General features: G+C 62.9%; 16 protein-coding genes and 1 tRNA gene. 2 read left to right on the top strand and 15 right to left on the bottom strand.

The genetic code is table 11. The features are described 5' to 3' along the window. Window positions 1-61 precede the first annotated feature (61 nt). The 8 genes from MJQ68_RS00160 to MJQ68_RS00125 all read right to left on the bottom strand — a co-directional run bounded on the left by MJQ68_RS00160 (window position 62) and on the right by MJQ68_RS00125 (window position 6,690). A complete protein-coding gene (locus tag MJQ68_RS00160) occupies window positions 62-997 on the bottom strand; it encodes an N-acetylornithine carbamoyltransferase (RefSeq protein WP_238748940.1) in 936 nt (311 codons plus the stop codon). A 77-nt stretch (window positions 998-1,074) separates the two neighbouring features. Then, window positions 1,075-2,208 (bottom strand): aspartate aminotransferase family protein, encoded by a 1,134-nt coding sequence (locus MJQ68_RS00155; RefSeq protein WP_238748939.1) that lies wholly within the window; start codon window positions 2,206-2,208, stop codon window positions 1,075-1,077. A 134-nt stretch (window positions 2,209-2,342) separates the two neighbouring features. Beyond that, the gene (gene argC / locus MJQ68_RS00150) at window positions 2,343-3,308 is read right to left on the bottom strand and encodes an N-acetyl-gamma-glutamyl-phosphate reductase (RefSeq protein ID WP_238748938.1); all 966 of its coding nucleotides are present in this window, start codon (window positions 3,306-3,308) and stop codon (window positions 2,343-2,345) included. A gap of 23 nt (window positions 3,309-3,331) precedes the next feature. Further along, window positions 3,332-4,519: an argininosuccinate synthase gene (locus MJQ68_RS00145; protein ID WP_238748937.1), complete on the bottom strand. Its 1,188-nt coding sequence runs from the start codon at window positions 4,517-4,519 to the stop codon at window positions 3,332-3,334. Window positions 4,520-4,562: 43 nt separating this feature from the next. Then, the gene (locus MJQ68_RS00140) at window positions 4,563-5,144 is read right to left on the bottom strand and encodes a GNAT family N-acetyltransferase (RefSeq protein WP_238748936.1); all 582 of its coding nucleotides are present in this window, start codon (window positions 5,142-5,144) and stop codon (window positions 4,563-4,565) included. Window positions 5,145-5,462: 318 nt separating this feature from the next. Beyond that, a tRNA-Gln gene (locus MJQ68_RS00135) sits at window positions 5,463-5,534 on the bottom strand. Between the two features lie 58 nt (window positions 5,535-5,592). Next, a complete protein-coding gene (locus tag MJQ68_RS00130; protein WP_238748935.1) occupies window positions 5,593-6,354 on the bottom strand; it encodes a metallophosphoesterase in 762 nt (253 codons plus the stop codon). 90 nt (window positions 6,355-6,444) lie between these two features. Further along, a complete protein-coding gene (locus MJQ68_RS00125; RefSeq protein WP_238748934.1) occupies window positions 6,445-6,690 on the bottom strand; it encodes a GlsB/YeaQ/YmgE family stress response membrane protein in 246 nt (81 codons plus the stop codon). A 116-nt stretch (window positions 6,691-6,806) separates the two neighbouring features. Between MJQ68_RS00125 and MJQ68_RS00120 the strand changes: the two genes are divergently transcribed. Then, window positions 6,807-7,214: a thiol-disulfide oxidoreductase DCC family protein gene (locus MJQ68_RS00120; RefSeq protein ID WP_238748933.1), complete on the top strand. Its 408-nt coding sequence runs from the start codon at window positions 6,807-6,809 to the stop codon at window positions 7,212-7,214. 14 nt (window positions 7,215-7,228) lie between these two features. Next, the gene (locus MJQ68_RS00115) at window positions 7,229-8,467 is read left to right on the top strand and encodes a LamG-like jellyroll fold domain-containing protein (RefSeq protein ID WP_238748932.1); all 1,239 of its coding nucleotides are present in this window, start codon (window positions 7,229-7,231) and stop codon (window positions 8,465-8,467) included. On the opposite strand, the gene MJQ68_RS00110 is transcribed toward MJQ68_RS00115, so the two are convergent. The 7 genes from MJQ68_RS00110 to MJQ68_RS00080 form a co-directional block, all read right to left on the bottom strand. Then, window positions 8,451-9,806, bottom strand: a complete 1,356-nt coding sequence (locus MJQ68_RS00110; protein ID WP_238748931.1) for a Gfo/Idh/MocA family protein — start codon at window positions 9,804-9,806, stop codon at window positions 8,451-8,453. The two genes, MJQ68_RS00115 and MJQ68_RS00110, sit on opposite strands and share 17 nt — an antisense overlap. A gap of 33 nt (window positions 9,807-9,839) precedes the next feature. Further along, entirely contained in the window at window positions 9,840-10,613 is a 774-nt protein-coding gene (locus MJQ68_RS00105) for a hypothetical protein (RefSeq protein ID WP_238748930.1), read from the bottom strand. Window positions 10,614-10,630: 17 nt separating this feature from the next. After that, window positions 10,631-11,587: a hypothetical protein gene (locus tag MJQ68_RS00100; RefSeq protein WP_238748929.1), complete on the bottom strand. Its 957-nt coding sequence runs from the start codon at window positions 11,585-11,587 to the stop codon at window positions 10,631-10,633. A gap of 154 nt (window positions 11,588-11,741) precedes the next feature. Then, entirely contained in the window at window positions 11,742-12,668 is a 927-nt protein-coding gene (locus tag MJQ68_RS00095; RefSeq protein ID WP_238748928.1) for a bestrophin family protein, read from the bottom strand. 96 nt (window positions 12,669-12,764) lie between these two features. Then, complete coding sequence (gene gcvT / locus MJQ68_RS00090; RefSeq protein ID WP_238748927.1) at window positions 12,765-13,865, bottom strand: glycine cleavage system aminomethyltransferase GcvT; 1,101 nt, start codon at window positions 13,863-13,865, stop codon at window positions 12,765-12,767. 78 nt (window positions 13,866-13,943) lie between these two features. Next, complete coding sequence (locus tag MJQ68_RS00085; RefSeq protein ID WP_238748926.1) at window positions 13,944-14,933, bottom strand: sensor histidine kinase; 990 nt, start codon at window positions 14,931-14,933, stop codon at window positions 13,944-13,946. Between the two features lie 120 nt (window positions 14,934-15,053). Next, entirely contained in the window at window positions 15,054-16,637 is a 1,584-nt protein-coding gene (locus tag MJQ68_RS00080; protein ID WP_238748925.1) for a phosphate ABC transporter substrate-binding/OmpA family protein, read from the bottom strand. Window positions 16,638-16,705 lie beyond the last annotated feature (68 nt).

Here is a 16,705-nt window from a genome sequence, read left to right as displayed (position 1 = left end):
ATATCCATGGAAATACCGCCGAAGGCAGCAGCGAAGCAAATCCGTGCACTCCGTGTTTAACCTACAACACCCCCAACACAGCCTGCGCCGCCCAGGTCCGGTTATTCGCCTGTTGCAACACCAGCGACCGGTCGCTATTCAGTACCCCGTCGCTCACCACTACATTGCGCCGCACCGGCAGGCAGTGCATGAAGTACGCGTTATTGGTCAGTGCCATTTTGTCCTCATCCACGATCCAGTCGGGTAGCTCGGCCGTGGCGCCGTAGTCGTCGTAGCTCGACCAGTTCTTGGCGTACACGAAGTCGGCCCCCCGCAGCGCCTCCCGTTGATCGTGCAGCACCTGCGTCCCCGCCCGGAACCGTTCGGCTAGGTCGAAGCCCGGGGGGTTGGCGATCACCAGGTCTACCTCCCCCCAGGCCAGCATCCATTCGGCGAAACTATTGGCTACGGCCTGCGGCAAACGGCGCGGGTGGGGCGCCCAGGTCAGTACCACCTTAGGGCGCGTACGCAGGTGCAAGGCATGCTCCGCGATGGTCACGCAATCCGCCAGGCTCTGCAGGGGGTGGCGGATGGCCGATTCCAGACTCACCACCGGCACCGTAGCGTAGGTCTTGAAGGCCGTGATGATGCGGTCTTCGTAGTCGGCCTCCCGATCTTCGAGACCGGGAAAGGAGCGTACGGCGAGTACATCACAGTACTGGCTCAGCACTCCAGCGGCTTCCCGGACGTGCTCGGCCTTTTCGAGATTCATCACCGCCCCGTCCTCAAACTCGAGCTGCCAGCCCCCGGCCATGTCCATCGTGATGACCTGGAAACCCAGTTGGTAGCCGGCCTTTTCGGTACTCAGGCGGGTGCGTAGACTGGGATTGAAGAACAGGTTAATGAGCGTCCGGTGCCGGCCCGGTGCCTCGGCGGGAAAGGGATCGCGCTTGTAGGCTTGCGCTCGTGCGATGAGCTGATGGATCGTAGCGGTATCGGGTGCTGAAGTAAAGTGCATAGTACGCAGCGGTCTCCGACCGCGGTTGTAGATAGCTGCCTCCGGCAGCGATTTGTAATTGGTAGTTTCTATCCCCGCTAGGAAGTAACCAGCGCCTCCCCAAACGCCTCCACCACGCGCTCACATTCCTCCCGAGTGATGTTGAGTGGTGGCAGCAAACGGATCGTATTCGGGTCCTTCGAAGAGCCCGTAAATACGTGGTGCTCGAACAACAGCCGCTTGCGCAGTGGAGCGATGGGTTCGTTCATCTGCAGACCGATCATCAGCCCGTGGCCCCGTACCTCGGTAAATAGTCCGGTCTGCCGCATGGCCTGCATCAGGTAGTCGCCCTGCACCTGCGCCCGCGCCACGAGGTCTTCCCGGGCGATGACGTCCAGCACGGCGATGCCCGCCGCACAGGCCAGGTGACTGCCCCCGAAGGTCGTGCCCAGCATGCCCGCTTTGGGTCTGATCTCCGGCGCGATGAGTACCCCGCCGATGGGGAAGCCGTTGCCCATGCCCTTGGCCATGGTGATGATGTCGGGCCGCACCCCGCTGTGCTGAAAGGCGAAGAACTTGCCGCTGCGCCCGTAGCCCGACTGCACCTCATCGAGGATGAGCAGCGCACCGTGGCGGTGACACAGCTCCGGTAGGGCTTCCAGGTAGTCCGCGTCGGGCACGTGAATACCGCCCACCCCCTGGATACCCTCGATGATGACGGCCGCCACGTCGCCCCGCTCCAGCTCACGGCGCACGGTATCCAGCTGGTTGATGTCGAGAAAGGTGACGGGGTAGTTGCGGTTGATGGGGGCCTTGATGGCCTCGTTGTCCGTAGCATTCACGGCCGCGGAGGTGCGCCCGTGGAAGGCACCGCGAAAGGCGATGATGCGGCTGCGGCCGGTGTGGAAGCTGGCGAGCTTGAGGGCATTTTCGTTGGCCTCCGCCCCGCTGCTGACCAGGAACAACTGGTAGTCGTCCAGCCCCGACTGCTCCCCCAGTTTCACGGCCAGCTCCAACTGCAGCTTGTTCTCTACGCTGTTGCTGTAGAAACCAAGTTTGCCCACCTGCTCCGTAATCTTCTGCACGTAGTGCGGGTGGGCATGGCCGATGCTGATCACCGCATGCCCCCCGTAGCAATCCAGGTACGCTTCGCCCGATTCGGTGTACACGTAGGTGCCCTGGCCGCGGACCGGCTCGATGGGGTAGAGGGAGTAGACGTCGAAAAGGGTCATTTTGGGAAGGGGTTAAGGGGGGAAGGGGTTAGGGGGTTAAGGGTGGGGATGCTCGCTTCGCTCGTTGAGGGGGGGGGGAGGGTAGTTCGTCGGCCGAGGCTTACGCAGTTTGGCTCGTCCGCCGAAGGGGGAGCTCAGAACATGCTGGCCTTTAGCTCAAGCCCCAGCGTTTCTCCTAGGCCGAGGGCCAGGTTCATGTTTTGTACGGCTTGTCCGCTGGCGCCCTTGAGGAGGTTGTCGATGGCGGTGGTGACGAGGAGCTTGCCGCCGTGCTTTTCTACGTGTACCAGTCCCTTATTGGTATTCACCACTTGCTTGAGGTGTACGGGCTGGTCGGTGAGGTGGGTGAAGGCGGCGTCGGCGTAGTAGTCTTTGAATAGTTGGCGGACTTCTTCTTCCGGGCGGTCCGTATCCAGGTAGCAGGTCACGAAGATGCCGCGGGCGAAGGGTCCGCGCACGGGTAGAAAGTGCATGCCCTCCGTGGCTACCCTACCCGCCTGGGCGGCGCTGCGACCGATCTCGGCCAGGTGCTGGTGGTCGAAAGCCTTGTAGACGCTCACGTTGTTGTTCCGCCAGCTGAAGTGGGTGGTCGGGGAGGGGCTCTGTCCGGCACCGGTACTGCCCGTGATGCCGTTGATGTGCAGCTCGCCCTCGACCAGACCGGCCCGGGCCAACGGTAGTACCGCCAACTGGATCGCCGTGGCGAAGCAGCCGGGGTTGGCGATCCGTCTGGCCCCCTGGATGCGCGCGCGGTTGAGCTCGGGGAGGCCGTAGACCCAGCTGTCGTCCATACGGTAGTCGGTGCTCAGGTCCACCACCAATAGCGACTTGGCCGGTCGGTGACTCTCTACCCAGCCGCGGGAGACCCCGTGGCCCATGCAGAGGAATACGGCATCGACTTCGGAAAGCCGCGCACCTGCGCTCCCGCAAAAATGGAGGTCCGTTTCTCCGGTGAGGTCATCGTGCACTTCCGAGATGGCCTTGCCCTGCTGACTCCCGCTTTCGACGAAGGTGATCTCTACCTCCGGGTGGCGCACGAGCAGGCGCAGTAGCTCGCCCGCCGTGTAACCACCTCCTCCGACAATGCCTATCTTTTTCATATTCATATCACTTCACCACCTCACTACTTCTCACCGTCCACCTTATTCCGGATACGTCCGGGGACGCTGAGGATCTTGGTGAAGCCGCGCACGTCGTCGCCCGACCAGCCCTTGTTCATCTCGCCGTAGCTGCCGAATCCGGCGCCGAGCAGGTCGTTGGGGGAGGTGACGCCATCGACCGTGTAGCGGTGGGGATGCAGCGTAAGGTGTACCGTACCGTTGACCGTGCCCTGGGAGCTTTCCAGGAAGGCCTCGATGTCGCGCATGACCGGGTCCTGAAACTGCCCCTCGTGCAGCATCATGCCGTACCAGTTGCTGAGTTGCTCCTTCCAGAATAGTTGCCACTTGGCCAGGGTATGCTTTTCGAGCAGGTGGTGCGCCTTGATGATGAGCACGGCGGCGGCGGCGGCAAAGCCTACCCTCCCCTTGATGCCGATGATGGTATCCCCTACGTGCACATCGCGGCCCACGCCGAAGGGTGCGGCCAGCTGCTCCAAAGCCTTGATGGCGGCCACCGGTCCGTCGAACTCCTGATCGTCGAAGCCGGTGAACTGCCCCTCCGTAAAGTGCAGGTCCAGTTTGCGGGACTCCGTCTCCGTGACTGGCACCGGCCAGGCGGACTCGGGCAGCGGTTGGTCGCTGGTCAGCGTTTCGGCGCCGCCTACCGAGGTGCCCCACAGGCCGGCGTTGATGCTGTACGTCCCCTTCTTTTCGGGCCACTGCAGACCGTGCTTGGCCAGGTAGTCCACCTCTTCCTGCCGCGATAGTTTGAGGTCGCGGATGGGGGTGATGATGTCCAGTTCGCGTCCGCTCAGCTCGAAGGCCAGGTCGAAGCGCACCTGGTCGTTGCCCGCTCCGGTGCTGCCATGGGCCACGGCTTCGGCACCGATCTCGACGGCATACTGGGCCGTGGTGATGGCCTGGAACATGCGCTCGGCGCTCACCGACATGGGGTAGGTCTGGTAGCGCAGACAGTTGCCGTACACGAGGTAGCGCAGGCAGTCGCGGTAGTACGCCTCGGTCACGTCGATGCGCTTATAGGACTTGGCACCGAGCGACAGCGCGCGCTGCTCCATCTCTGCGATCTCGGCCGTGTCGAAGCCGCCGGTATCGACGGTCAGAGCGTGCACCGCATAGCCTTCGTCGGTGAGGTGCTTGACGCAGAAGCTGGTATCGAGGCCGCCGGAGTAGGCTAGGACTAGTTTTTTCAAGGGGTTTGGGGGTTGAGGGGTTAGGGGGTTAAGGTCGGTGGACTTAACCCTCGACGATCATGTCGGAGAGGTCTACGGCCAGGGCGCGAACCTCTTCGGCGCTGGGGGCGAGCATGGCGGTGCAGAGGCACATCTTGCGCTCGTTGCGGGTTAGGATGTCGTAATTCGGGCAGGTTTTGCAGCCGGCCCAGAAGGCATCGTCCTGCGTGAGCTCGGAGAAGGTCACCGGCCGGTAGCCCAGGTCGTGGTTGATCTTCATGACCGGCAGGCTCGTCGTGATCCCGAACACCCTAGCCGTGGGGTACTTCGTGCGCGACAGCTCGAATACGGCGGCCTTGATGCGGCGCGCCAGTCCGTGGCGGCGGTATTTGGGATTGACGATCAGGCCCGAGTTGGCTACGTACCGGTGGTGGTCCCAGGTCTCGATGTAGCTGAAGCCGGCGATCTCGTCATCGTCGGCCAGGGCGATGACGGCCTTGCCGGTCAGTATCTTTTCCTCCACGTAGGCGGGCTTGCGCTTGGCAATGCCCGTACCGCGCGCCTTGGCGCTCTCTTCGATGAGGTTGCAAATGGCCTGGGCGTACACCGTATGTTCCGGTTGGGCCACCAGTATCTTGAGCTGCATAGGAAAGGGAAAAAATCGACCGCCGGGGCCGGGATAAAGGGGGGGATGGGTATCGCGGGGGCTCGTGACGAGCTACTCGCTTCCAGGCCGTAGCGGGGAAGCGGGAATTAAATCCTTCGCCTGAGTAGGCGGATGCGGGCGGATACCTGTGCCATACCACAAAGTTAGGCCATTTCAGCGGGAGTACCCAGGCCGTCCCTTCATTTGGGCGCGGACGCGGGTGCGGGGTAGTTCCCTTAGCGGCCGTAAAAACCAGCGCATAGCTACCAAAGCAAAGCCCCTGACCGGCGGGCGGTGAGGGGCTTGCTGTGGGGGAAGTAGACCTACAAGGACTCGAACCTTGAACGACAGAACCAAAATCTGTTGTGTTGCCAATTACACCATAGGTCTATGCTACGGTTAGCGGCCGCAAATATACGCGGGCCGAATCTTTCCTACAAGCCGCACGCTAATTTTGTAACCCCTGGTGCCAGTCGGAAGTTGCGTAGACCGTCTGGCGGAACGAGCCGTCGTCCGCCCATTCCAGTAGCTGGAAGCCCGGGGGGTGATCCTGCATGCGGAAGGTCTCGGCCCCGGGGTAGATGAAAAAGCTGGTGGGGGGACAGAGCAGCACGTCCAGATTGCGGTAACTAACCGTGCGGGCGGCGTGGTAGTGACCGCAGAGGATGCGGCGGCGCTGGCCGTCACGGGTCAGAATGTCCAGCAGCCGGTCCGTGTCGCGCAGGGGGTACTTGCTATCCATAAAGGGCATCCCCAGCTTGATCGGGGGGTGGTGGATGACCACCGTAGCCTGCGGATGCTCGGCAATCGCGGCAGCTAGCCAGTCCAGTTGCTGGTCATCCACGACACCGGGGCTGGAGTCTAGGAATAGAAATACCTGTCCACTTAGCTCCACCGTGCCGTGGATGGGTTCCTGCCCTACGCCCGGCATCAGGGGATAGGCCGCCCGCATCATCGCCCGGTCGTCGTGGTTGCCGGGAATAATGTAGTAGGGCCGGTCGAAGCGTTCGAAGCGGCTCCGTAGGCGGTGATAGACCTGCTCGACCGGCTCGTCGGCGCAGAAGTCGCCGGTGATGAACAGCGCATCCGGCTCCAGGGTGGCGATCCGCTCCAGGGCGGCTTCCAGGCGGGCATTCACGTCCAGCCCCATCAGCTGCTCACCGGGAGGTAGGAGGTGAAGATCGGTAAGCTGAACGACGCGGAGGGACACAGCGGCACGGGGTTTAATGCGGTAGGGCTAAAATACAAACGACCCTCCCACTAGCGTGGAAAGGTCGTCTTTATTGTAGTGTGTGCTGGTCTAGGCCAACTTACGGTAAACAAATAGCAGAATCAGTGCACCGAGAATGGCGACCAGGATCGAGCCGATGTTGAATCCGTCGACGCCACCGAATCCGAGGGCGCTTCCGACGAAGCCGCCGATAACTGCACCGACGATGCCGATAAGGATAGTGACGATCCAGCCTCCGGGATCGGGGCCGGGCATGATCCACTTAGCGATGGCGCCGGCGACAAGTCCGAGTAAAATCCAGGCAAGAATACCCATGTGAGGTGTAGTTTTGTTTTGATGATAAATACAGTTATAAAGCCCCTAAAACAGTGCATTTGTTCGCTGCGTGTCAAATTTAACCTTGCGGAGCCCACCGGCGTTTCCCCCGTACGATGCAAATTTCATCTCCCATACTCTTCTTCGACGGCGTTTGCAACCTATGCAACGGCGCGGTACAGACCGTTCTGCGCCACGACCAACGCGGGCAGCTCCGGTTCGCCAGTCTGCAGTCTACCCTAGCCGAAAAACTTCTGCCGGACCTCGGGATCGACCCCACGGCCCTGCGCTCGTTGGTCCTTTACCAGGACGGCACGGCCTACACCCGCAGCGAGGCGGCCCTGCGTACCGCCCGTATGATGGGCGGCCCCTTTGCCGCGCTGTACTACCTTCGTCTTTTCCCGCGTCCCCTGCGCGATTGGGTCTACGACCTGGTCGGTCGCAACCGCTACCGCTGGTTCGGCAAGCAGGACGAGTGCATGCTGCCGCGCCCGGAATGGAGCGCGCGTTTCGTATCTACCTAGCCCCCGTCGCCCCTATGCGCTTGCTGCTCCTGCTCTCCCTGCTCCTTTCCGTCTCGGCTACCGCCCAGACCACCCTCGGACTCTCCGCCTATTACCCCTTCGAGAGCAACCTGGGCGACGTCACGGGTGAACCCACGAACCTCGGCAGCCCAGAAGGTGCCGTAGATTACGACTGCGGCGTACGCACCGAAGCACTACTCCTGACCGGCCCGGGCGATTTCGTCCGCATTCCCGGCGGAGCCTCAAATAATGTGAACCGGGAATTCGACGACGAGGACTTCTCGGTGAGCCTCTACTTCAAGGCGCTGGGCACCCAGGGGGAGCAGTATCTCCTGGCCAAGCAGGATACCAACTGCAGCACCGCCCCCGCCTTCTTCATCCGCTACGATGTGGCCCCCCGCACCATCACCGCCCAGCTGACCGGGGTGGACGGCGAGACCCTCGCCCTCACCCACACACTGACCAATCTGTCCTGCTGGCAGCACCTGGTGCTGGTACGCGACAATACCCGCTTGCGGCTATTCATCAACGGACTGGAGGTGGCCGATGCGACCTCGCCCCAGCGCGTCAACGTCGACAACGACGGCGATCTGCTCATCGGAGCCTCCGCCTGTACGGATCTCAGCAGCGCTACCTTCTCCGGCCTGATCGACGAACTGCGCATCTACGGCCGCGCCCTGCTTACCGCCGAAGTGCAGGAACTGTACCTTTTTCCCGACCGCATACTTACGCCTCCCACCAACCTGTTCCTCGGTCAAAGTATCATGCCGAGCGTCAATAGCAACTGCGGCGCCACCTTCAGCTGGACACCGGTCGATCCCGTAGCGTCCCCCACCGACCGCGAGCCCACCATCACGCCCACCACCGCCGGCCGGCGCGTGTTCCGGCTGCGTATCGCGGATGACGTCAGCAGCTGCGTAGCCCGGGACAGCCTGGTGCTGCAGGTGATCGACCCCGAGGATCTGGACTGCAATAACCTCTTCGTTCCCAAGGCCTTCACCCCTAACGGCATCGGGCCGGTGGCCAACGAGACCTTCGGCATTTCCAATCCCTTCGCTATCGGCACCCTCATCAGCTTCGAGGTGTACGACCGCTACGGTGGCCAGGTGTTTCGCAGCGACGACCGCTTTGCCCGCTGGGACGGCACCTTCGACGGGCAGCCCGTCAACCCCGGCGTGATGCTCTGGCGGGCCGTATACCGCTGTGGGGAAGAGGAGCTGATCCGCACCGGTAGCGTTACCATTCTGCGGTAGCGAAGTCGGCCGGACGGTCCATCCAGCGCCCGCGGGTGAAGTCGGGAAAGGCCTGCAGTGCACCGCCCGTAGCCACGCTCTGCTCCGAGAGCGGCGTGACCGCCAGCCAGGTCGCCGCGTCGTAGACGTCGATGGGGGGCACGGTATTCGCCCGGGCTACCCGTACGAAGTCCTTGATCAGAAAGTAGTCCATGCCTCCGTGGCCCGCCCCGGCGGCCAGCTCTCCCTCCGCCCGCCAGTAGGGGTGATCGTAGCGTTCCAGCCAGGGCCCGGCCGGCTCCCACTGGTGCTCGGGCGATTCCCCCTCGATGTGTACACTGTTGTTGATGTCCATCCAGAGCCCCTTCGTACCCTGTACGCGGAAGCCCAGGCTGTAGGGTCGCGGCAGGTTCGTATCGTGGTGGAGCACGACCACCTCCCCGTTCTGGGTACTGAGCATGCTGGTCACTACGTCGCCTAGTTTGAACTCCACCGCGGCATTGGGGTGGTCCGGGCCGGCCTGGTCCACGACGTACTGGTGCAGCCCCCTGGCCTTGGTGGCCATGGAACTGATGCCGACGAAGCGGTTGCCGCGGTTGATGTTGATCAGATTAGCGGCCGGACCGAGCCCGTGGGTCGGGTACAGATCGCCGTTACGGTGCACGGAGTGCCGGGTGCGCCAGCGGGCTTCGTGGAAAGCCTTATCACCAAACTCCACCCCACCCCCGTAGGCCTGCTTACCGTCGTTGAACTTCACGGTCCGCAGGTCGTGCTGGTAGCCGCCCTCCAGGTGCAGCAGCTCGCCGAATACCCCCGCCCGGGCCATGTTCAGCACCGCCATCACGTCGCGCCGGTAGCAGACGTTCTCCAGGAAGTACAGGTGGCTACCGCTCTCCTCGTGGGCCCGTACGAGCTCCCAACATTCGTCCAGACTGAAGGCTCCCCCCACTTCCAGTCCGGTGTACATGCCGGCGTGCAGCGCAGCAACGGCCATCACGGTATGCCAGCGCCAGGGGGTAGCGATGATGACGGCCCGCACGTCGGCTTCCTGTAGCAGCCGGCGGTAGTCCTCCGGGCCGCGGTCGTAGACCGTGGGCCGGGGCTCGCCGGCAGCGTCGAACACCTCGTGGGTGCGGCGTACCATCTCGGAATCTATATCAGCAATGGCGGTGACCTCCACCCCGGGGTGACCGAGCAGCTCGCGAATGTGGCTCTGGCCGCGGAGTCCGCTACCGAGCACGGCTACGCGCAGGGGGCCGTCCTGACTAAGGTCCGCACCCGCGTGCCCCGCCCGCACTAGGGTACTGCCGGCCAGGCTGGCGACGGTGGTCTGGAGAAACTTGCGGCGATCGAGGGGCATAAGCGGTGGATTGACCCCATAATGTAGCAAGGATCAATCAACTGTGCCCGAGCGCAGCAGGCGGCGGCCCCACAGCAGGACCTGGAAGCCATAGACACTTAGCCACACCAGCAGCACGGTGTAGCTCAGCGACTGCGCGCCGGCGTACCAGGGCTGGTCGTGCATATCCACGAAAAAGTAGTTGTAGCTGATGAAGTCGCTCAGGGCCAGAATGGCGTAGGCGATGACGAACAGCATACTACCCTTGAGCAGCTTGCGCAGGTACCACAGCAGGCGGGGCAGGGAGCTACGCCGCAGCTGCGCCCGCCGCCGCCGCAGGTACTGATAGGCGAATATGATGTAGGCTGGCCAGATGACCAGGTACAGCGCCTGTTCCAGACCACCGTAAAAGGGGCTGTAAAAGTAGCGCCCCTCCGGCCGGCGAAAGGAGGGGATGAGCCAGAGGGAGACGAAGAACAGCAGCTGGGCGACGGGGAAGATGAAGTGCTTCAGGTCGCCCAGCCGCATGCGGTAGCCGGGGTAGAGGCTGATCTTGACGTGCAGGAACAGCAGCACGGGTAGCCAGAGCGTGAAGTAGATCGGCAGAAACTCCAGGGCGGGGTAGCGGGCGGCCAGTCCGGTAAACAGCAGCAGGAAGTGCAGTTGGGTGAGTCCGCCGGCCAGGAGCAGTCCGCCGTACAGGCGGTTGGCGCGCACCTCGCCGCTCCGCTTCAGGAAGAAAAGGCTACCGATACCGATCGCCGCCAGCAGGCTGACGGCCATCAGTACGACGGGCAGGTAAAAGGTGAGCGCGCGGGCGACGGACATGGCGCGAAGGTAGGCTGCTACAGGGTGACCTCGCCGGCCTGCAGCTCCTGAAAGAAGCCCCGCAGGTACTTGCTGATCTTGCGCTTGCTGCCCTTGTCGAGCGCCGCATACTCCTCGACCTGCTGCAGCAGCTGCTCCTCCAGGCTCAGGAGGGTGGCCGTAGCGGCGGTAAAGTCAGGCGTATCGGTGAACTCCCAGATCAGGTGACGCTCCTTCACCTTGGCGTTGAGGTAGGGAGGGCTCACCAGACCGCTGAAATCGAAGTCGTAGGGTACGGAGGTCAGCCGGCCGTCGGCGGTGCGCAGCAGCTTGAGGTTGCGCGTCAGCAGGGTGCTGAAGTCGTGGTTGCCGATCATATACTGGAACAGGGCCACCTGCTCGGCATTGGCGTACTCGGCCAGGGGGGCGTTGTAGCACTCCTTGCAGTTGTCGGCCTGCAGGCGGCTTTCCAGCTCGTCGATGTCCTCGATCAGGATAGCGTAGCCGGAGGTGACGCTGCCGTCGGCGGTATTGACGTAGTTGATGGTCAGCAGCTTGGTGCGGAAGCTGGCCTCGGGGGCCACGGTGTGGTAGAGCTCGTAGGCGAGCTGCTCGCGCAGGATGGCGTCCTGTCCGGCGGGGTCGCTGGTGCAGGGGGTGACCAATTTGTAGTCGTTGTGTGTATTGAGCCCGGCCAGGCGCAGCATGTCCTTATCGAACTGCAGCTTCATGGGCGGCAGGGCGCAGGTGCGGCGGCGGAAGCGGCCCCGGGTGGTGATGGCGAGCGTGAAGGAGCGGCCGTTGTCGATCACCGTACCCTGTATGGCAGCTTCCGAGTAGCGGAGGGCTTCGAGGCTATCGAGGTTGAGGTGCAGCTCGATAGTCTTCTGGTCCATGTGGCTCCAGCGGTCGAAGATGCTCTCGCCGCGCTTGGCCAGCAGCGGGGAGGCCGAGCCGATAAGCAGGAAGAGGATCAATAGCGTAGCGCGTAACATGGTAGGAGGGGGATAAGGGAGGTATAAAGAAGGACGACGGATCGTTTACCGCCGTTGCATGATGCTAAAGTCGCGGCATGCACCTCCTTTCACAAATCCGTTCGAGTACTCCTAGTAATGCATCGACGAACGCAGGGGTAACCCCCTCAATCGATTAAAACACCTTCTCGTACAGCTCCTTGCTGTGCTCCTCGGCGGGGGTGCGGTCTTCCAGTAGCTCGAAGACGTTGCGCTTGATGGTGTGGGCCATGTCGCCGGTGGGCAGGTCGTTGCAGTCCAGCCCGAAGGGGTCTTCGATCTCCTCCCCCATCAGTTCGATGCCGAGCAGGGCGAAGGAGATGAGCATGGTGATGGGCACCGCCGCCCAGCCGAAGGGCTCCACCAGTCCGAAAGGCAGCAGCAGGCAGTAGGCCGATACGAAGACCTTCAGGTACACCGCGTAGCTGAAGGGGATCGGCGTCTTCTTGATCCGCTCGCAGGCCCCCAGGATATCCAGCAGACTCTGGTGCTGGGCCTTGATATTGATGTAGTCGCCCTCGTTGATCGTCCCCTCCCGGTGGGCGGCTGCCATACGCTGAAAGATGCGCAGGGCGATGAAGTTGGGGATGTGGTCTTTGGTAGTGTAGTAGGCTTCTTCTTCGGGGGCCAGGTAGATGAGCTTATCGAGTTTGGTACCGTCGCGCAGGTGCTCCGACAGCGACAGGCAGAAGTTGGCGATATGCTTGGCCATAAAGCGGCGGATACCGGTATCGGAGGCCGGCCACATGCTGTCTACGTAGATGGCCATGTTGCGGGTGTTGTTGACCAGTGCCCCCCACTGCTTGCGGGCCTCCCACCAGCGGTCGTAGGCCGTGCTCGTGCGGAAGCCCAGGAAGAGGGACAGGATCACCCCCAGCAGGGAGAAGACCGCCGTATCCATCTGCAACTGCTCCTGCAGTTCGAATAATACGATGATGGTCATGATCGCCGCGGCGTACAGCCCCAGAAACAGCACCGACTTGATGATGCGCTCCATGGTGTAGCTGCTGGTCAGGTGAGCGACATCGCCAAACCAGTTGTCATTGGTCTTGTAGAGAATCATATGCAGGGGAGGTAGATGAGGGAACGGTGTAGATACACCCTAGCCCCTTAGTTGGTTCCCTCGCCAGGTCTCTGCACAGGCAGCGGCCAAGTGGCTCTACAGCTTGACCACCTCGGCGGCCATCGTCTTGCGGCCCAGATCGATCAGTAGCTTGGTGCCCACCGCATGGTGGCCCGTCTGCACATAACCCATGCCCAGCGGATAGTCCAGGCTCGGCGCATGGGTGCCGCTGGTCACCTCACCGATCACCTCACCGGCTTCGCTCTGAATGGGGTAACCGTGCCGCGGGGCCCGCCGATCGTGCACCCGGAAGGCCACCAGGCGGCGCGTGACCCCCTCGGCTTTCTGCCGGACGAGGAAGTCCTTGCCCACGAAGTCATCGCCATTCAGTTTGGTGATCCAGCCCAGGCCGGCCTCGAGCGGACTGGTAGTATCGTTGATGTCGTTGCCGTACAGACAGTAGCCCTTCTCCAGGCGCAGGGTATCGCGGGCGGCCAGTCCGGCGGGCAGCAGCCCGTGGGGCGTACCGGCCTGCAGGATCGCATTCCAGGCCTGCTCGGCCCGGTCGCCATCCAGGTACAGCTCGAAGCCACCGGCCCCGGTATAGCCCGTCGCCGAGATGATGACATTATCCACCCCCGCTATGGCCCCACGCACGAAACTGTAGTAGGGAATGGCGGCCAGGTCGACGTCCGTCAGCGGCTGCAGAATATCGGCGGCTTTAGGCCCCTGTACGGCCAGCAGCGCGGTGCGGTCGCTGATATCGAGCAGCTCGGCGCCGAAGGAGTTGTGCTGCTCGATCCAGTCCCAGTCCTTCTGGATGTTGCTGGCATTGACGACCAGCATGTAGCTGGGGTGGGTGCCGCTCATGCCCATCTTGGGGTTGGCGGGCAGGCGGTATACCAATAGGTCATCCACGATGCCCCCCTCCGGCCGCGGCAGGCAGCTGTACTGGGCCTGCCCCTCCGCGAGCTTGTCTACATCGTTGCTTGTCACGTACTGCACCAGCGCCCGCGCCCCTGCTCCGCGTACGATGAACTCCCCCATGTGGGAAACGTCGAACATACCGGCGGCCTCGCGTACTGCCTGGTGCTCCTCCTTGAGGGAGGTGTAGGACAGCGGCATCTCGTAGCCGGCGAAGTTGACCAGCTTGGCGTCGAGAAGGCGGTGGGTATTGGTGAGGGGAGTGGTAAGCATCGGTAGGTGGTGGTTATGGGGAGTGCGCAAGTTAGGTCACCGAACCGCAGAGGGCGCGGAGCGGCGCGGAGACGCGCTTCACACCGGCAGGTATACGCGGAAGATGGTGCCGCGCGGCTCGTTGTCGAGTAGCTCGATCTGCCCGCCGTGCTTGTCGATGACCTGGCGGACGATAAACAGGCCCAGTCCGGTGCCCTTGGTACTGCGGGTATCTTCATTGCCTACCCGGTAGAACTTGGTCCACACCCGCCGCTTCTCCCGGTCGGGGATGCCCAGGCCGTTGTCCTGTACGGTCCAGACGATCTCGCTGTTGCCCCCCTTGTGGAGGCTGGTGTGGATGACCGGCTCCGGCTGACTGTACTTGGCCGCGTTCTCGAGCAGGTTGACGACCACGCTGGTCAGTCCGGGCCGGTCGCCGGAGATGGCGGGGATGTCGGGCTCGATGTCTACGTTGACCCGGGCGGTCTTGTACTTCATGGCTACGCGGTCGGCGGCATCCTGCACCAGCTCCCCGAAGTCGACCGGCTCGCGGTTGAGCTGGTAGACGTTCTCCAGCTTGGCGCTCAACAGCAGGTCGTTGACCAGGGCGGTCAGGCGGTCGGTTTCGGCCAGGGCATTGGTGCTCAGCTTCTGCTGGATCTCGGGCTTGAGCTCGCGGCGCTTCTGGAAGGTCTCCAGGATGAGGCGGATACCGGCCAGGGGAGACTTCAGTTCGTGCGTGATGCTGAGCAGGAAATTGCGCTGCTGCTCGGCGGCGCTGATCTCCTTGCGCAGGTTGCGGAACAGCAGGTAGATGCCACCCGCCAGACTCAGCACCAGCAGCAGGGCCTCGCCCAGGATCATGCGCTGCTGCCGCTCGAAGCGGTCGGTGAGCAGCTGGTAGTTCTCCGTACGGCGGAAGTCGCTGGGCTGGTCGATGCGCTTCTGCACCGCCAGCTCGATGGCCAGTTTGTCTACGCGGGCGTTGTGGGCCTCCTCATTCTTGCGCAGTAGCAGGATCGACCACCAGCCGAAGGCCAGTAGCATGTAGGCGATGATGGCGTAGCTGATTAAGGGGAGTCGCCGCATGGGGATAAGCTAAGGTCGAGTGGCCTCCGGTCCGAGTACCATTCTGCACGTTTCGTTCGGTGGCTTTGCCACCAGTACCGGCATCACAAACTCGGACCGGAGGCCACTCGACCCTTTACCTTACTGACGCACTAACTCGAAATCCGTACGCCGGTTCAGCGCCCGGCCGCTCTCGCTGCTGTTGTTGGCGATGGGGTTGTCGGGGCCGTTACCGACGATGATGAAGCGGTTGGGATCCATGTTGTATTCCCGCGACAGGTAGTTGGCGACCGACTGCGCGCGGCGCTTGCTCAGTGCCTGGTTCGTGGCCGCGCTACCGGTATTGTCGGTATTGCCCTCGATGCGGATGCGGGCGTTGCCGAAGGCCTTGGCGATCTGTACGAACTCGTCGTCGATGATGGCCTTGGCCTGGTCGTCCAGCGTAGCTACGCCGACGGGGAAGTTAATGCTGACCCGCTTGGTGGCGATGGCCTCCAGGTTCTCGCCCTCCGCCTCGTCTACCCGGGCGAAGGTGGCCGCAGGCTCGGCCGCGTTGTCGCTGCCCGTGAGGCTGCTGCTGGCATTGATGACCAGTCCGCCGTAGCTGGCCTGGCGGAAGTCGGGTACCCGGCCGTCGATCAGTCCCAGGCTACGGTACGCCTGTTCCATCTTGCGGTACAGTTGGCCGCCGGTCACGCCGCGGTAGTCCGGGTTCTGGCCGAAGAAGTTGACGTTGTCGCCGTGGGTGGTCAGCCGTACGTTGTCGATCATAGCTACGGCATCGGCTTCGGTGAGCGACATTTCCGGACCGATGATGCGCGCCGCCCGCTGCTTGTTGGCCTCGCTGGCGTTGATCTCAGCCGCGCCGCGCATCCAGCCCTGGTAGAGCTTCTCCAGCCGGTCGCGGTTGGCCTCTACGTAGTCGCGCTTGGCGAAGAATACGTCGGCGATAATATTGGAGGCGGAGGCCGTGCTCTCCAGGATCTTGGCGCCCGATACGGCCCGTACGCTGAGCTCGTCGTCCGGCGACCAGACCACTGCCGCATCCACGTTCCCGCTCTTAAAGGCAGCGGCCGCATCGATGGCGGAGGGTACACCCTGCACCCGGATATCGTCTACGGTGAGTCCGCCCGCTTCCAGCAGGTACAGCAGGAAGGTATGACTGGGCGTGAGTTCGGCTACCGCCACGGTCTTACCCTTCAGGTCGGCTACGGAGTTGATGCCCCGCTTAACCACGATAGCGTCGCCGCCGCGTGACCAGTCCGACTGCCAGAGTACGACCGGATTGAAGTCGGCCAGCTCGGGCATGATCGTCGGCATCGCGTCGATGGTGTACCAGTGCACGTCGATGTCACCGTTCTTGAAGGCGTTCAGGCTGGCCGGTACGTCGTCGTTGAGCACGAACTCCACATCGATGCCGTACTCCTTGCTAAAGCGACTCTCCGCCGAGGGTTTGAAGCCCTCGTTGAAGTACTGTCCACCCGCGTACCCGCCCCAGGTCACTACGCCTACGCGGATGGGGTCGTCACTGCCTCCACCGCCGCTGCGGCGATCGCCGTCGCTATCGCGGTCGTAGCGGCTGCCGTCGGCCTGTTCCGTGCCGTCACCGCCGCCCAGTACGCCGGCCAGCAGCTTGCCGTCGGTGAGGTAGTTGACGCCGAAGACGATCAGGAGTAAAATGAGGACCGTGATCAGCAGCTTGCTGAAGGTGGTGAGGCGTGCCATAGGTAAGTGTTCGGAATGCGCTCGGCCGACGAGCCAAGCTGCGCAACGCTCGGCGGACGAGCCGCCGG

Origin of the sequence: Neolewinella maritima (assembly GCF_923081025.1) — a bacterium.
In the GTDB taxonomy this organism is placed as follows: Bacteria; Bacteroidota; Bacteroidia; order Chitinophagales; family Saprospiraceae; genus Neolewinella; species Neolewinella maritima.
The sequence above is the reverse complement of the archived record's forward strand: the minus strand, read 5'-3'. Positions and strand labels throughout refer to the sequence as shown.

Coding starts and splice junctions, on each gene's coding strand:
- MJQ68_RS00110 (WP_238748931.1), bottom strand. CDS start 9,806: ATGCCCCTCGATCGCCGCAAGTTTCTCCAGACCACCGTCGCCAGCCTG.
- MJQ68_RS00100 (WP_238748929.1), bottom strand. CDS start 11,587: ATGTTACGCGCTACGCTATTGATCCTCTTCCTGCTTATCGGCTCGGCC.
- MJQ68_RS00155 (WP_238748939.1), bottom strand. CDS start 2,208: ATGACCCTTTTCGACGTCTACTCCCTCTACCCCATCGAGCCGGTCCGC.
- MJQ68_RS00095 (WP_238748928.1), bottom strand. CDS start 12,668: ATGATTCTCTACAAGACCAATGACAACTGGTTTGGCGATGTCGCTCAC.
- MJQ68_RS00160 (WP_238748940.1), bottom strand. CDS start 997: ATGCACTTTACTTCAGCACCCGATACCGCTACGATCCATCAGCTCATC.
- MJQ68_RS00120 (WP_238748933.1), top strand. CDS start 6,807: ATGCAAATTTCATCTCCCATACTCTTCTTCGACGGCGTTTGCAACCTA.
- MJQ68_RS00140 (WP_238748936.1), bottom strand. CDS start 5,144: ATGCAGCTCAAGATACTGGTGGCCCAACCGGAACATACGGTGTACGCC.
- gcvT (WP_238748927.1), bottom strand. CDS start 13,865: ATGCTTACCACTCCCCTCACCAATACCCACCGCCTTCTCGACGCCAAG.
- MJQ68_RS00085 (WP_238748926.1), bottom strand. CDS start 14,933: ATGCGGCGACTCCCCTTAATCAGCTACGCCATCATCGCCTACATGCTA.
- MJQ68_RS00080 (WP_238748925.1), bottom strand. CDS start 16,637: ATGGCACGCCTCACCACCTTCAGCAAGCTGCTGATCACGGTCCTCATT.
- MJQ68_RS00105 (WP_238748930.1), bottom strand. CDS start 10,613: ATGTCCGTCGCCCGCGCGCTCACCTTTTACCTGCCCGTCGTACTGATG.
- argC (WP_238748938.1), bottom strand. CDS start 3,308: ATGAAAAAGATAGGCATTGTCGGAGGAGGTGGTTACACGGCGGGCGAG.
- MJQ68_RS00125 (WP_238748934.1), bottom strand. CDS start 6,690: ATGGGTATTCTTGCCTGGATTTTACTCGGACTTGTCGCCGGCGCCATC.
- MJQ68_RS00115 (WP_238748932.1), top strand. CDS start 7,229: ATGCGCTTGCTGCTCCTGCTCTCCCTGCTCCTTTCCGTCTCGGCTACC.